The organism is Silanimonas sp., from assembly GCF_027531545.1.
Lineage (GTDB): Bacteria > Pseudomonadota > Gammaproteobacteria > Xanthomonadales > Xanthomonadaceae > Silanimonas.
This window is the reverse complement of the sequence record NZ_JAPZSC010000016.1, coordinates 216,674-230,728: the sequence shown is the minus strand read 5'-3', so window position 1 is coordinate 230,728 and position 14,055 is coordinate 216,674. Positions and strand designations below refer to the sequence as shown.

Below are 14,055 nucleotides of genomic sequence, written 5' to 3'. Positions count from 1 at the left end.
GGAGCGAATCATGGGCACCGAACACATCGTCAAGAGCTTCGACGCCGAGCTCGAGCGCATCAACGGCGAGATCACCCGCATGGGCGAGATGGCCCTGGGCCAGATCGAAGCGGCCATCGACGTGCTGCAACGCCGCGACAGCAAGGCGGCCGAGCGCGTCACCATCAACGACGACGCCATCGACGAGCTGGAGCAGGTCATCTCCAACGACGTGCTGCGCGTGCTGGCCCTGCGCCAGCCGATGGCCCGCGACCTGCGCGAGGTCTATGCCGCGCTGCGCATCGCCGCCGACATCGAACGCATCGGCGACTACGCTTCCAACGTGGCGAAGCGCTCGATGGTGCTGAACCAGAGCGCCCCGGTGGCCCCGGCACGCGGCCTGCCCGCCCTTGCGACGCTGGCGTCGGAGCTTCTCGCGGAAGCTCTCGAGGCCTACCGCTTGCGCGACGCCGACCGTGCCGCTGCGATGCGCAACCGCGACGCCGAACTCGATGCGGCTTACACCAGCCTGTTCCGCGAGTTGCTGACCTACATGGCGGAGGATCCGAAGCAGATCACGCCGTGCACGCATCTGCTGTTCATGGCCAAGAACATCGAGCGCATCGGTGACCACGCCACCAACATCGCCGAGAACACCTGGTTCCTGGTGCACGGCGAGTCGATGGCGGGAAGCCGAGAAAAGGCCGACAAGACCAGCGAGTAAGCCGGTGGCTTCGCCTCGCCTCGACGGAGACCTTTTCCCCGCCCACGGGCGGGTAGAGGTGCATCCCCACGGCCGGGTGGTCTACTTCGAGGCCACCGGTCCGTTCAACGCTGAGGCAGTCGCGGTGATGCGCACGGCCTACACGCCGATCATGGCGTCGATGGCCGCGGACGGCCCGTTCGGGCACATCAGCACGTTCCACGAAAGCATGCTGGCAACGCCGGAGGCCTTCACCACGTTCGCCGCCCTGATCGCCGATTGGAAGGCGATGGGCATCCTGCCGACGGCCAGCGCCTACGTGGTCGGGCCCGATGTGGAGGGAAAGACGATCGTGGAAGCCCACTACCGGCGCGCCTGGGAAGGAGCGCTACTCGAGATCTTCGAGCAGCGGGACGAGGCGGAAGCCTGGATCGCCCGCGCACTGGCGGGCACGCCGTGAGCCGGGCGGCCCCGCCCGAGCGCTCCGCGGGGCCTTAGGCCGTGATCCCCCACGCGCCGCGCGGCCACATCACCGCCCACATCGCGGATCGGGTGCTGTTCTTCGAGTCGACGGGGCCCTTCGATGGCGAGATCGTGGAAGCGGTGATCCGCGCTTATCGACCGCTGCTCCAGCGCCTGGCCGATGGCGGGCCCTTCGCCCATGTCAGCACGTTCCACCGGAGCATGCTGGCCACGCCCGATGCTCTGGAAGCCTTCGACCAATTGCTCGGCGAGTGGCGGCGCTCCGGCCTCGCGCCGTTCGCGAACGCCTACGTCGCGGCAGCCGATATCGAAGGCCGCAGCTTGATGATGCCGATCTTCGCCAGCGTGTTCAGCGGATTCAGCCCGTTCCGCGAATTCGACCGGTTCGAGGAGGCCGAGGCCTGGGTTCGCCAGCAGCTGGCCACGGCCGACTGAGCTCGGCGGGCCGTCCGACAGCGCGGGGGATGCGGTAGCGGATTCGAACCGCGAAGCGTCGCTGGATGCACGACTCGCGATCACGCGCCCAGGCCATAGGTCACACCGACCTTGCCGCCTATGGGGCCGATCGTTAGCGTGGCTGGCCCCTCACTCCCCAATGCCCCCTTGACGCTCTACGCCCTCAAGCCCCGCTTCCAGGCCCTGCTTCGCCCGGGCGTTGCCGCCCTGGCTGGGGCCGGCATCACCGCCAACCAGGTCACCGTCGCCACCTGCGTCGTGTCCGTGGCGCTCGGCGCCACCTTGGCCTACGCCCCACGACCCGGGCTGTTCCTGCTGCTCCCCGCGTGGATGCTGCTGCGCATGGCCTTGAACGCCGTCGACGGCATGTTGGCCCGCGAGTTCGGCCAGCAGTCGCGACTCGGCGGCTACCTCAACGAACTCACCGACGTCATCGCCGACAGCGCGCTCTTCCTGCCCTTCGCGCTGGTCGCGCCCTTCGGTCCGGGCTGGGTGGTGGGCGTCGTGCTGCTGGCCATCCTCAGCGAATATGCGGGCGCGCTCGGCCCGATTATGGGTGGCGCGCGTCGCTACGACGGCCCGTTGGGCAAGAGCGACCGCGCCTTCGTGTTCGGCGCACTCGGCCTCTGGCTCGGCCTCGCCGGATCGCTGCCGGCGTGGATCGCGTGGCTGATGCCGGTGTTCTGCCTGCTGCTGGCGTGGACGATCGTGAATCGCGTGCGCGCGGGGCTGCGCTGATGCTCGCCCGCCTCGCCGCCGCCGCGATCACCACGGCCACGCGCCTGCTCACCGGCGCACGCACCATCTGGATGGCCCCGCCGCCCCCCGGCCTGCAGCGCGTCTACTTCGCCAACCACAGCAGCCACGGCGACTTCGTCCTGCTGTGGTCCTCGCTCGAAGCCCACGAACGCGTACGCACGCGTCCCGTCGCCGGCGCCGACTACTGGAACGGCGACCCGCTGCGGCGCTTCATCGGCCAACGCGTGTTCCGCGCCGTGCTCGTCGACCGCAACCCGGCCACCCGCACCGCCGATCCGGTCGAACAGATGCTCGAAGCCATCGACGCCGACGATTCGCTGATCCTCTTCCCGGAAGGCACGCGCAATCTCACCGAAGAGCGGTTGCTGCCCTTCAAAGCCGGCCTCTGGCACGTGGGCCGCCGCCGTCCGGCGCTGAACCTCGTGCCGGTGTGGATCGACAACCTCAATCGCGTGATGCCGAAGGGCGAACTGCTGCCGGTGCCGCTGCTGTGCACGGTGCGCTTAGGCGAGCCGCTGCACGTCGACGAAGGCGAACCCAAGTGCACCTTCCTGCAACGCGCCCGCGAGGCCCTGCTCGCCTTGGCCCCCGAACAGGACGACCGCTGATGCCCGACTTCACCAATCCGTTCGTCCTTCTGTTCACCGGCCTCGGCGGCACGCTGCTGCTCGCCAGCCTCGTCGGCCTCGGGCTGCGACACGCCGTGGCCAAGGGGCAGCCGAACGCCGTCATCGACAACCTCGTCGCCCGCGTCAACGCGTGGTGGTGGATGGTGGGCTTGCTCGGCCTGGTGTTCTGGATGGGGCGCAGTGCCGTCATCGGCTTCTTCGCGCTGCTGAGCTTCCTGGCGCTACGCGAGTTCCTCACCATCACCGACACGCGGCGCGGCGACCACCACGCCCTGCTGGCCAGCTTCTTCCTGTGCCTGCCGGTGCACTACGCGCTGATCTGGGTCGACTGGTACAGCCTGTGGTCGATCCTGGTGCCGGTGTACGGCTTCCTGTTGCTGCCCATCCTCGCCGCGCTGAGCGGCGACCCGAAGCGCTTCCTCACGCGCGCGGCGACGATCCAGTGGGGCGTGATGGTGGCGGTGTACAGCCTGTCGCACCTCCCCGCCCTGCTCGACCTGCGCATCCCCGGCCACGAAGGCGAGGGCATGCTGCTGATCGCCTTCCTGATCCTCGTCGTTCAAGGCAGCGACGTGCTGCAGTACATCTGGGGCAAGCTGCTCGGCCGCCACAAGCTCTCGCCCACGCTGTCGCCCTCGAAGACTTGGGAGGGGCTCATCGGCGGCATCCTCAGCGCGACGGCGCTGGGCGCGGCGATGGCCTGGATCACGCCGTTCACGCCGCTGCAGGCCGCGGGCCTGGCCTTCGCGAGCTGCGTGATGGGCTTCTTCGGCGGGCTGGTGCTGTCGGCGATCAAGCGCGACCGCGGCATCAAGGACTGGGGGCACCTGATCGAGGGCCACGGCGGCATGCTCGACCGCCTCGATTCGCTGTGCTTCTCGGCGCCGATCTTCTTCCACCTCGTGCGCTACTTCTGGACCTGAGGGGCCGGCGCGCGGCGGCTGGTATCCTGCGGGCATGAGCGATTTCGACGAACAGGGCCCGCAGGGCACGCCCGCCGCCACCGGCGCGCCGCCGATGGCCTCGCGCTTCCGCGGCTTCCTTCCGGTCGTCGTTGATGTCGAGACCGGCGGCTTCGAGTCCGCGCGGCATGCCCTGCTGGAAATCGCCGCGGTGCCGATCGAGATGGACGACGAGGGCTTCCTGTTTCCCGGCGAAACGGTGAGCGTGCATGTGGAGCCCGCGCCGGGCCTCGAGATCGACCCGAAGTCGCTGGAGATCACCGGCATCCAGCTCGACCACCCGTTCCGCGACGCGCAACCGGAGAAGCTCGCGCTCGACCGCATCTTCACCCCGGTGCGCGCGGCGGCGAAACGCAACGGCTGCCAGCGCGCCATCCTCGTCGGCCACAACGCGCACTTCGACCTCGGTTTCCTCAACGCGGCGATCGCACGTGTCGGACACAAGCGCAGCCCCTTCCATCCCTTCAGCACGATGGACACGGTGACGCTGGCCGGCATGGCCTACGGCCAGACGGTGCTCGCCAAGGCGGTCCAAGCCGCAGGGCTGCCCTGGGACGGCAACGAGGCGCATTCGGCCGTCTACGACACCGAGCGCACGGCGCAGCTGTTCTGCGCGGTGATGAACCGCTGGAAGCAGTTCAACGACCTCGACCTGCAGCGCGCCGCGCAGGACTGAGCCGCCATGGCCACCGACGCCGATTTCGCCGAGTACGTCCGCGAACAGGCCCGCGCCGCGGGCGAGGTCGCGCTGAAGAAGATGTTCGGCGAGTACGCCGTGTACGTGGACGGCCTCGTGGTGGCGCTGGCCTGCGACAACCAGCTGTTCCTCAAGCCCACGCCGGCCACGGCCGCTCGGCTGGCCACGGCGCCGATGGCCCCGCCCTACCCGGGCGCCAAGCCGCACGCCCTGATCGACGAATGGCTGGACGATCCGGAAGCGTTGGCCGCGCTGCTGCGCGACACCGCGAAAGCGCTGCCGCCGCCGAAACCGAAGGCCGCGAAGAAAGCCGCGGCCAAACCGGCCGCGCCGAAGAAACCAAAGCGCTGAGCGCTTACGCCGGGGATTTCGGCGCGCGGAACGCCGCCGCACGCGCTGCCAAGCCGCGCCACAGGCCGTAAAGGCTGATCGCGATCCAGGCGATCTGCATCAGGAAGGGCGTGAGCACCTCGGTGATCGGGGCCGGCGAACCGAAGATCGAGACAAGGATGAAGATCGATCCGAACAGGTTCGCGACCTGGTAGCCGATCGAGCTGCCCTGCAGCTTGCCCGCCTGCAGCAGCGCGTAGGCCAGCAGCACGAAGCCGATGCCGGCCATGCCGACGAAGTCGAACCACTGCAGGCTCACGCGGCGCCCCGCTGGCGGACCGCCTCGAACAGCGCGACGCCGGTCGCGACGGAGACATTGAGGCTCTCCATGTCGCCGGGCATCGGGATGCGGACGAGCTGGTCGCAGGTCTCGCCGGTGAGGCGGCGCAGGCCGTCGCCCTCGCCCCCGAGCACGAGACCCACATTGCCCTTGAGGTCGAGCGAGTAGATCGAAGCCTTCGCTTCACCGGCGAAGCCGTAGAGCCACACGCCGAGATCCTTCAGCTCGCGCAGCGCGCGGGCGAGGTTCGTCACCTGCACGAGCGCGATGCGGTCCGCGGCGCCGGCAGCGGTCTTGCGAACCGTCGCCGTGACGCCGACGGCCTTGTCCTTCGGGATGATCACGCAGGTCACGCCCGCCGCCGCGGCGCTGCGCAGGCAGGCGCCGAGGTTGTGCGGGTCCTGCACGCCGTCGAGCACGAGCACCAGGGCCTTGCCCTCCGCGCCTTCGACCAGCCCCTTCAGGTCCTTCTCGTCGAGCAGCTTGGCGGCTTCGTAGCGCGCGGCGACGCCCTGGTGGCGCGTGCCGCCGGCGATGCCTTCCAGCGCCTGCGTGTTCACCTTCCGCACTTGGATGCCGCAATCGACGGCTTCCTTCTCGATCTCGGAAAGGCGAGGGTTCTTGCCACTGTTCTCCATCAGCACTTCGCGCACATTGGCGACGTCGTGCTCGAGGGCGGAGGCGACGGCATTGATGCCGACAATCCAGCTGGTCTTGCTCATGAGGGGTTCCGTGTCGTGTTCGTCAGCGGCGGGACTTGCCGGCCTTCGATTTGGGCGCGCCGCCCTTGCCAGCAGGCTTGCCGGGGCCAGCCTTTGCCGCACCGCGCGGCGCCTTGGCGTCGGGGTGCGGGCGCGTGGTCGGCGTGCCGCCCTTGCGCGGCGTGTCGATCTCGTCCGGCAGCACCAGCTTGAAATCGATGCGGCGGTCCTCGACGGAAGCGCGCAGCACCTTCACCCGCACCGTATCGCCGAGCGACCACGCCAAACCCCGGCGCTCGCCCGCCAGCGTTTTCCGCGTGGCGTCGAAGTGGTAGTAGTCGTGCGGCAGCATGGTCACGTGCACGAGCCCGTTGACCTTCGACTCGATGAGCTCGACGAACAGGCCGAAGCTGGTGACGCCACTCACGACGCCGTCGAAATCGCTGCCGACGTGCTGCTCCATCCACGCGCTGCGGTAGCGCTCGTCGACCTCGCGCTCGGCCTCGTCGGCGCGGCGCTCCTTCTCCGAGCAGGCGAGGCACAGCGTGCCCATTTCCTTCTCGGTGTAGTTGAAGTCGCTGGCGCTGCCGCCATTGAGGATGTGCTTGATCGAACGGTGCAGCAGCAGGTCCGGGTAGCGGCGGATCGGCGAGGTGAAGTGGCCGTAGCTTTCCAGCGCGAGGCCGAAGTGGCCGATGTTCTCGATGGAGTACTGCGCGAGGCTCTGCGAGCGCAGCAGCACGGTCTCCAGCAGGGCGGCGTCCGGGCGCTTGCGCACCTTGCGCAGCAGGGTGGTGAAGTCCTTGGGCTCGACCTTCTGCCAAGGCGGCAGGCGCAGGCCGAACTCCATCAGGAATTCCAACAGCTCGGTGTACTTGCGCTCCGGCGGACGGTCGTGGATGCGGAACGGTGCCGGGATCTTCTTGCGGATGACGAAGCGCGCGGCCTCGACGTTCGCCGCGATCATGCATTCCTCGATCAGCTTGTGGGCGTCGTTGCGCTCCAGCATGCCGGCCTGGATCACCTCGCCCTTGGCGTCGAGCACGAAGCGCACTTCGCCCGATTCGAATTCGATCGCGCCGCGCTCGCCGCGCGCCTTCGACAGCACCCGGTAGAGCTGGTGCAGGGCCTCGATCTGCGGCCGCAGCGAACCGAGCTGGACGAGCGCTTCCTCGTCACCGTCGATGGCCTTGCCCACCGTCGTGTACGTCAGGCGGGCGTGCGAACGCATCACCGCCTCGTAGAACTTCGAGCGGCTGACGTTGCCGTCGAAATCGACACGCATGTCGCAGACGAAGCACAGGCGTTCGACCTTCGGGTTCAGCGAGCAAATGCCGTTGCTGAGCGTCTCCGGCAGCATCGGCACGACGAAGCCGGGGAAGTACACCGACGTACCGCGCTGCACGGCCTCGGCGTCGAGCGCCGTGCCCGGGCGCACGTAGGCCGAGACGTCGGCGATGGCGACGATCAGGCGGAAACCCTTGCCGTCCGCTTCGCACCACACGGCGTCGTCGAAGTCCTTCGCGTCCTCGCCGTCGATGGTGACCAGCGGCACGTTGCGCAGATCGACGCGCTTCGCGGCGACGTCGGCCGGCACCTCGAGCGGCACGGCTTCGGCCTCGTGCAGCGTTTCCTGCGGGAACTCGTGCGGCAGGTTGTGGGTGTGGATGGCGGCCTCGACCACGCGCGAGGCGGTGAGCCGGTCACCCAGCACGACCAGGATGCGGCCGAAGGGCGGGCGACCCGACTCCGGCGGCGCGGTGATCTCGGCGACCACGCGCTGGCCTTCCTTCGCGCCGTTGCGTGCGAGCGGCGGGATCAGGACCTCCGCGAGGATGCGACGGTCGTCCGGCACCACGTAGCCGATGCCCGCGCGTTCCTCGAAGCGGCCCATCACGCGGGTGAGCCGGCGTTCGAGCACTTCGACGATCGCGCCTTCGCGGCGTCCGCGACGGTCGACGCCGGTGACGCAGCCGAGCACGCGATCGCCATGCATCACCTTGCGCATCTCGTTCGGCGCCAGGAACAGGTCGTCGCTGCCGTCCTCGGGCTTCAGGAAGCCGAAGCCGTCCGGGTTGGCGATGACGCGGCCCGGGATGAGGTCGAGCCGTTCGGCCGGAGCGAAGCCGCCGCGGCGGTTCAGCAGCAATTGGCCGTCGCGCACCATCGCGGCGAGCCGCTTCGACAGCGCCTCGAAACGGTCGGGTGCCTCGAGGTCGAAGGCCTTGGCCAGTTCGTCGGCGGTCACCGGGCCGGGCGCGGCGACGAGGTGCGCGAGGATGGCCTCGCGGCTGGTGATCGGGTTGTCGTAGCGCTGCGCCTCGCGGCCCGCATGGGGGTCGCGGAACTCCGGTGGTCCGGCGCGACGCGGCGAGGACGTCTGGTGCGGCGCGGCAACGCGTGACGACCTTTTACCGGAGCCTCCCCCCGGCCGCGGTGCCTCGCTCGATCGGAAAACATCGGGCATCCATGGCGGAAGCTGCTTCCCGCCGGCCTTTCTCGGAGGTTTTTTCATTCCGGGATGGTACACCGCCACCCCGTGGCCTCCTCCGATCTGGTCAGGATTCCTCGTCTAAACTCATGCGGTCCATAAAGAGTGTCATCTATGCCCCCCACGTTCGACGACCGCGACCCCGCCGAGGCACCCCGCGCGGTCTTGGGCGTTCGTGGCCTCCCTGCGTTCGCAGGGGGCATGAACGCCGGCGGTATCTACGCCCTCACCACCGAGACCCCGCCGGCACGCATCCCCCTGCTTGCCGGAGCGCTCGGGTGGGCGACGGCTTCCGGGCAGCCCGGGACTCTGGTGGTGGCCGGCAAGCCGGAGCAGTTCCTCGGCCGCCTTGCATCGAATGGCTTGCCCGACGTCCAGCACAGCATCGAAACGGGAAAGCTCGGCGTCTTCGTCCAGCAGGGCGATTTCAGCAAGAAGATGTTCCGTTTCGGAGCCACCGCACTCGTCGCCGAATTCGAACGATTCGGCTTTCCGAAGAACGGGCTCTTGGTGTTCGACCAGGCTGACGAGCTCTTGGGCCTCAACGACCTCGGCTTGGCGCTCGAACAGATCGAAGCCCTTCATCGTTGGGCCGAGGAGTCCGGCAGCACCGTGCTCCTCAGCTTCGTCCACCTTTCGAACGCGCCGCAAGCGATGAACACGCTGATGGCGATGGCCGACCACCTCGCGGGAATCGCCCGGCTGAACGCCGGCGATGACGGTCTCGAGCTGACTTTCGATTACTGGCAGTCGCATCACGGCGCGATCGCCGCGCGCAGCTTCCCGGTCCAGCGGGCGCCACAGGGCTATGCCGTCCTGGAACATGGCGTCGTGTCGAACGTGGAAGTCGGTCAGCCCCTGGCCCCAGCGCAACCCGTTGGCGAGACGCGCTACTTCTACCTCGACCGGTCGCTCGCCCTCCTCGACTCGGCACTGCCCGGCCAATGGAGCCATCGCGAGTCGCTGATCGGTCTCCTGCAGGCCTGCCAGGGCAGCCGCACGCCCACGGTGCTGCTGACCTTCACGAGCGACACGTCGGTACGGGAATTGGCGCAGACGGTCCACACGCTTCGCATCTCCGTGGGACGGGGCGCGAAGATCCTGATCTTCGAGCAGGGCGCCTCCCTCCGGTACGCCAACGAGGCTCTGCTGCTCAATCTGGGCGCCAACCTCATCGTCCATCGCGGTACGCCGGAGAGCCGCTGGCCGCTGGCCGTGCAATCGATCGAAGGGCAAACCTTCGATCGCGAGATCAGCGTGGACTTCGACACCGCCCTGGCGAGCGTGTCGGTCACCCCGCTGCGCGGCTATCTGCTGCCTATGCCTTTCGCGCAGGAAGCCATGATGATCCTCGAGCGCGCCGCGGTCCTGAACGTGCCGGGAGCCTTGGTCGTGGCGCGCGCCGGGCGCGATCTGGTTCTCGAGGAGATCCTTGACGGCTGCCGCCTGTCCCGCGCCGGCGACCTGCTCACCTGCGACGGCGAGCAAGCGTACTTTTTCTTCGCCGGGTGCCCGGCCAGCAGCCTGAGGATGACCTTGGAGCGCGCGCTGGGCCAATCGGCGGACGCCTTGCTGTCCGAGACGCGGAGCCTGACATCGCGGGAAGACATCCAGCGCGAACTCGCCGCGCTCGGTGAACGTACCCGCTCCCAGCCAATGCCGGATCTGCGAGACCGCTTGGCGGGAGTCGCTTCCGCGCGCGGCCCGCAAGCCGAGGCCTCCGGCCCGCGAGCGCCGGTGCCGCTCTCCCGCGCCAGCCGGACCCGCGATGGGCGCGAGCTCCAAATCGCCCGGCAGGCACCGGTCGTCGAGGTCTCTGAGCCCATCGACCTGCGGCGCTTCCGATACGGTGGCCGCCTCGCCCGGGAAAGTGGGAAGGGACAGGCCTCGATGGCGCGTGCGCGCCGCCCGCTCGCAGGCCCCGACCAGGACGAGGGCGCTTGATGTCATCGCCAGCATGCCGGACGGCCTGGCTCGCCCTGCTGCTGTTTGGCGCATCGAGTGACCTGAAGGCCTCCGTCGATCTCGGGGAGATGGCGGCTTTGCGCGCTGCGGATCGTCATGCCGCTGCCGCCGATCTCGGCCTCAAGGGCGTACTGGAGCAACCTTGGGACCACAGCCTGCGCTACCTCGTCGCGGACAGCCTCGAGCGTGCGGGACGACTGGATGAGGCGGCCGCCCAGTTCTCCGCCTTGCAGGGCACTCCCCTGCAAGGCGCCGCGCAGGGACGACTGGCCGCGCTGGCCGGACGCGCGCCCAGCCGGCCTGCCGCGCCACCAGTCGACACGGCCCCCACCCGCGTGGCCATCGCCGCGCGCCCGGCACCGGCCATGCCGCAAACCGTCGCGCCGCCTCTCCGCACCACGCCGGCGGCGCCCGCGGCACGGGCGACCGCGCTTGCTTCGACGGCACGAGCGGCACCCGCAGTTCGTGAGCCCGCCGCAACGGCAGCGGCGCCCGCCAGCGCCCCGGTGAACCAGACCGCCCGCGTGGCCGCTCCGGCGACGACCGCGACCACGCCAGGCGCGCTGGCGGCACCCCGCCGGCTCGGCAGCCCGGCCACGGCGACTCCAGCGCAGCCGCGGACACTCGCCGCGCCGCCGCCCGCCGCCGCGACGGCCACCACAGCCAACACTCAACCCCGCCGGCTCGGCAGCCCGGCCACCGCCGCTCCGGCGCAGCCGCGGACACTCGCCGCGCCTCCGCCCGCGCCGAGGAACGCGAACACGGCCTCGACGCAGCCTCGCCGGCTCGGCAGCCCGGCAACGGCCACTGCCAGTACCGCCAACGCGCAACCCCGCCGGCTCGGCGCGCCTGCCTCGCTGGCCGCGCCCGCAGGGCGACCGGCCACACGACCGCAGGCCGCCGCACCCGCCACGCCAACGCAGCGCATCGATGCCCTGTACGCGAAGGGCGAGTACGCCGAAGCGGGCGCAGAGGGCCTTGCCCTGCTCGAGAAGGCGCCGATCGATGCCGAGCTCCACCTCAAGGTGGCCAACAGCCTCGCCTGGAGCGGGAAGCTCCAAGGGGGCCAAGCGCAGTACCGGGCGCTCTTCGATTCGAAGGTCGATCGCGACGCCCGACTCGGGCTGGCGAACACCCAGCGATGGAATGGGCGCTTTGATCTCGCGATGGCGGGCTACCAGGCCGTGCTCGATCGCCACCCGGACGACAGCGACGCTCTCGAGGGCATGAGGCAGTCACGCCTCGGCCTCGCGCCGCGGACGACGTTCGGCGTGGAATACACCACCGACATCAACCCGGTCGAGCGGCGCGGCGCCATGCTCGGGCACCGCTGGCACAACGCCTCGGGGGATACCCGCTACGAGGTGAAGCTCGCCCGTTACGACGACAGCATCGAGTGGGAGATCCCGCCGCTCAGCATCCGGGACCCGTTTCCGATCCCACGCCGGGCCGAAACCAGCCGACAGAGCCTCTCTGCCAGCATCGAAATGCTGGGGCATCCGCTGCAGCCGCAACTCACGCTTTCGCTGCAGCAACAAGCGGCACACCCGCCGCAGCCGCCGCTGCCACCCCGCCTCGCCGTGCTCGAGGCGGGTCTGCTGCAGGAGCGGGAAGACGACTCCATCTTCGGTTCCGCCCGCATCAAGCTCCACGAATGGCCGGTGTGGTTCCGGGTCGGCCGACTCGACTGGAGCCACGAAGCACTGGCGCCGCGCGCTGCCCTCCGCGGGCTGGTCGCGAGGCACAGCGGCCTCGAAACGATGGGTGAATTCGACTGGGGCCAGCTCTACGGGCAGGTCGACTACTACGGGATCACCGACGGCAACTCGATCAGTGCGGCGCAACTGCGCTGGACGCCGTCATGGCGCCCCTTGGGCACGCGTTGGCGTCCCCTGCTCGGCGTGGAGTTCCGCCAGGCCATGCGCCCGGCCGCCGAGTACTGGTCGCCCTCCCTCGGCCATGGCTCGGCCTACGCGGGCTTCAGCGGCGACTGGAGCCTGGGCCGCTGGAGCCTTTATGGCAGCGCCCAGTACGGCACGCCACTGCTTGAGGAGTCCGGAACGTCCTGGAGCCTGTCGCTCGGCGGACGCTACCAGTTCGCCGAAGACCTCGCGTTCTCGTTCGGGTTCTGGCGCATGTCGAGCTTCCGCGACAACGCGGCCTACGGCGCGCGGTCGGCGAACCTGCAGGTGGAGAAGGTGTGGCGCTAACACGCACCTGGCGGGTCTTGATCGCCGTCGGCGCGGTGCTCTTCCTCGTCGCGCTGCTCGCGGCGACGTACGGGAAGATCCTGCAGCTCGGGTCGGGCGCGCTGCGCGTGTTCCTGGAGAACTGGATCCTCGGAGCGGTCGGGCTGTACCTGATGGTCTTCCTGGCCATCCTGGTGCTGCGGTACGCCTTCCTGCTGCTCTACTCCTTCATGGAGCACATCGAGTACACGCTGTCCGACCGGACGGCGCCGCCGCCGACGGAGAAGCAAGACCGCCAGTTGCCGATGATCAGCCTCGTGGTGCCGGCCTACAACGAAGGGCTGGTCATCCAGCCGGCGATCCGCTCGCTCCTGCACCTCGATTACCCGAACTACGAGATCCTCGTCGTCAACGACGGGTCCACGGACGACACCTACGAGAAAGCCCTCGTGGTCGCCCGCGAATCCACGAACGTGCCGGTGCGCGTCATCAACAAGCGCAACGGCGGCAAGTCCGATGCGCTGAATACGGGGATGACGCAGGCGCGCGGCGAATTCATCCTCAACATGGACGGCGACACCAAGCTCTCGCCGAACTCCCTGCGGGCGTGCATCCGGCATTTCGACAACCCGCGGATCGGCGCGGTGGCCGGCAACGTCAAGGTGCTCAACCGGGAAAGCCTGTGGGCCAAGATCCAGGCGGTCGAGTACATCGAGGGCCTGGCCATGGCCCGAAAGGCGCAGAGTTACCTGCGCTCGGTGGTCATCATCCCGGGGCCGCTCGGGATGTTCCGCAAGACCGTCTTGCAGCAGGCCGGCGGCTACGACCACGACACGTTCGCGGAAGACGCCGACCTGACGCTGAAGCTGCTGATGCGCGGCTGGCAGATCGCCTATGAACCCGCCGCGGTGGCCTGGGTGGAAACGCCAAGCCGCCTGCTCGACCTGCTGAAGCAGCGCTACCGCTGGACGCGGGGCATCCTGCAGGCCATCCGCAAGCACGCTTCGGCGCTGTGGCGCCCGCGGAAAGGCGGCGTCAACTTCTTCATCCTTTGGTACATGCTCTTCGAGGGCATCCTGTGGCCCTTCTCGACCGTACTGGGCAGCCTGTTCTTCGCCTACGTCGGCCTGTATTACGGCGTCGCGACGTTCATCTTCTTCTGGTGGCTGCAGCTGACGCTGCTGGATGTGATCGCCGCCGCGTACTGCGTGATCGTCGAAGAGGAAGATCCGTCGCTGATCGGCTACTCCATCTATTTCCGCCTGTTCTACATCGTCATCGTCGACGTCGCCAAGGTCTTCGCCACCATCGAGGAATGGCGGGGGAAATCGATGACCTGGGGCAAACTGCAACGCGAAGGAAAACTCTGAC

General features: G+C 68.9%; 14 protein-coding genes. 11 read left to right on the top strand and 3 right to left on the bottom strand.

What is annotated here, in order from left to right; translation table 11 throughout:
• The first annotated feature begins 10 nt into the window (after positions 1-10).
• The 8 genes from phoU to O9280_RS09985 all read left to right on the top strand — a co-directional run bounded on the left by phoU (position 11) and on the right by O9280_RS09985 (position 5,019).
• The gene (gene phoU, locus O9280_RS10020; protein WP_298341926.1) at positions 11-703 is read left to right on the top strand and encodes a phosphate signaling complex protein PhoU; all 693 of its coding nucleotides are present in this window, start codon (positions 11-13) and stop codon (positions 701-703) included.
• A gap of 4 nt (positions 704-707) precedes the next feature.
• A complete protein-coding gene (locus tag O9280_RS10015) occupies positions 708-1,142 on the top strand; it encodes a hypothetical protein (protein WP_298341923.1) in 435 nt (144 codons plus the stop codon).
• 41 nt (positions 1,143-1,183) lie between these two features.
• Positions 1,184-1,600: a hypothetical protein gene (locus O9280_RS10010; protein ID WP_298341919.1), complete on the top strand. Its 417-nt coding sequence runs from the start codon at positions 1,184-1,186 to the stop codon at positions 1,598-1,600.
• Between the two features lie 120 nt (positions 1,601-1,720).
• Positions 1,721-2,359 carry a CDP-alcohol phosphatidyltransferase family protein gene (locus O9280_RS10005; RefSeq protein WP_298341916.1) on the top strand — a complete coding sequence of 213 codons (639 nt, stop codon included), beginning with the start codon at positions 1,721-1,723 and terminating at the stop codon, positions 2,357-2,359.
• On the top strand, positions 2,359-2,988 hold the full coding sequence (locus O9280_RS10000; protein WP_298342483.1) for a lysophospholipid acyltransferase family protein: 630 nt from the start codon (positions 2,359-2,361) through the stop codon (positions 2,986-2,988). The genes O9280_RS10005 and O9280_RS10000 overlap by 1 nt, the downstream gene beginning before the upstream one ends.
• Complete coding sequence (locus O9280_RS09995; RefSeq protein WP_298341913.1) at positions 2,988-3,932, top strand: phosphatidate cytidylyltransferase; 945 nt, start codon at positions 2,988-2,990, stop codon at positions 3,930-3,932. Before O9280_RS10000 ends, O9280_RS09995 begins: the two co-directional genes overlap by 1 nt.
• 34 nt (positions 3,933-3,966) lie before the next feature.
• On the top strand, positions 3,967-4,647 hold the full coding sequence (gene rnt, locus O9280_RS09990; protein WP_297864934.1) for a ribonuclease T: 681 nt from the start codon (positions 3,967-3,969) through the stop codon (positions 4,645-4,647).
• 6 nt (positions 4,648-4,653) lie between these two features.
• The gene (locus O9280_RS09985; RefSeq protein ID WP_298341910.1) at positions 4,654-5,019 is read left to right on the top strand and encodes a TfoX/Sxy family protein; all 366 of its coding nucleotides are present in this window, start codon (positions 4,654-4,656) and stop codon (positions 5,017-5,019) included.
• A gap of 4 nt (positions 5,020-5,023) precedes the next feature.
• Here the strand turns inward: O9280_RS09985 and O9280_RS09980 are convergent, their stop codons facing one another.
• From O9280_RS09980 to rnr, 3 genes are read right to left on the bottom strand one after another with little or no spacing between them, the layout of a single operon-like run.
• Complete coding sequence (locus O9280_RS09980; protein ID WP_298341907.1) at positions 5,024-5,317, bottom strand: hypothetical protein; 294 nt, start codon at positions 5,315-5,317, stop codon at positions 5,024-5,026.
• Entirely contained in the window at positions 5,314-6,060 is a 747-nt protein-coding gene (gene rlmB, locus O9280_RS09975; RefSeq protein ID WP_298341904.1) for a 23S rRNA (guanosine(2251)-2'-O)-methyltransferase RlmB, read from the bottom strand. The genes O9280_RS09980 and rlmB overlap by 4 nt, the downstream gene beginning before the upstream one ends.
• Before the next feature lie 22 nt (positions 6,061-6,082).
• Positions 6,083-8,506 (bottom strand): ribonuclease R, encoded by a 2,424-nt coding sequence (gene rnr / locus O9280_RS09970; RefSeq protein WP_343228745.1) that lies wholly within the window; start codon positions 8,504-8,506, stop codon positions 6,083-6,085.
• Positions 8,507-8,644: 138 nt separating this feature from the next.
• Here rnr and O9280_RS09965 point away from each other — a divergent pair, with 138 nt between their 5' ends.
• Genes O9280_RS09965 through O9280_RS09955 form a run of 3 tightly spaced genes read left to right on the top strand, consistent with a single transcriptional unit; the run spans position 8,645 to position 14,054 of the window.
• Positions 8,645-10,474 carry a BcsE family c-di-GMP-binding protein gene (locus O9280_RS09965; RefSeq protein ID WP_298341898.1) on the top strand — a complete coding sequence of 610 codons (1,830 nt, stop codon included), beginning with the start codon at positions 8,645-8,647 and terminating at the stop codon, positions 10,472-10,474.
• Entirely contained in the window at positions 10,474-12,705 is a 2,232-nt protein-coding gene (locus tag O9280_RS09960) for a hypothetical protein (protein ID WP_298341895.1), read from the top strand. Before O9280_RS09965 ends, O9280_RS09960 begins: the two co-directional genes overlap by 1 nt.
• A complete protein-coding gene (locus O9280_RS09955; protein ID WP_298341893.1) occupies positions 12,696-14,054 on the top strand; it encodes a glycosyltransferase family 2 protein in 1,359 nt (452 codons plus the stop codon). The genes O9280_RS09960 and O9280_RS09955 overlap by 10 nt, the downstream gene beginning before the upstream one ends.
• Position 14,055 lies beyond the last annotated feature (1 nt).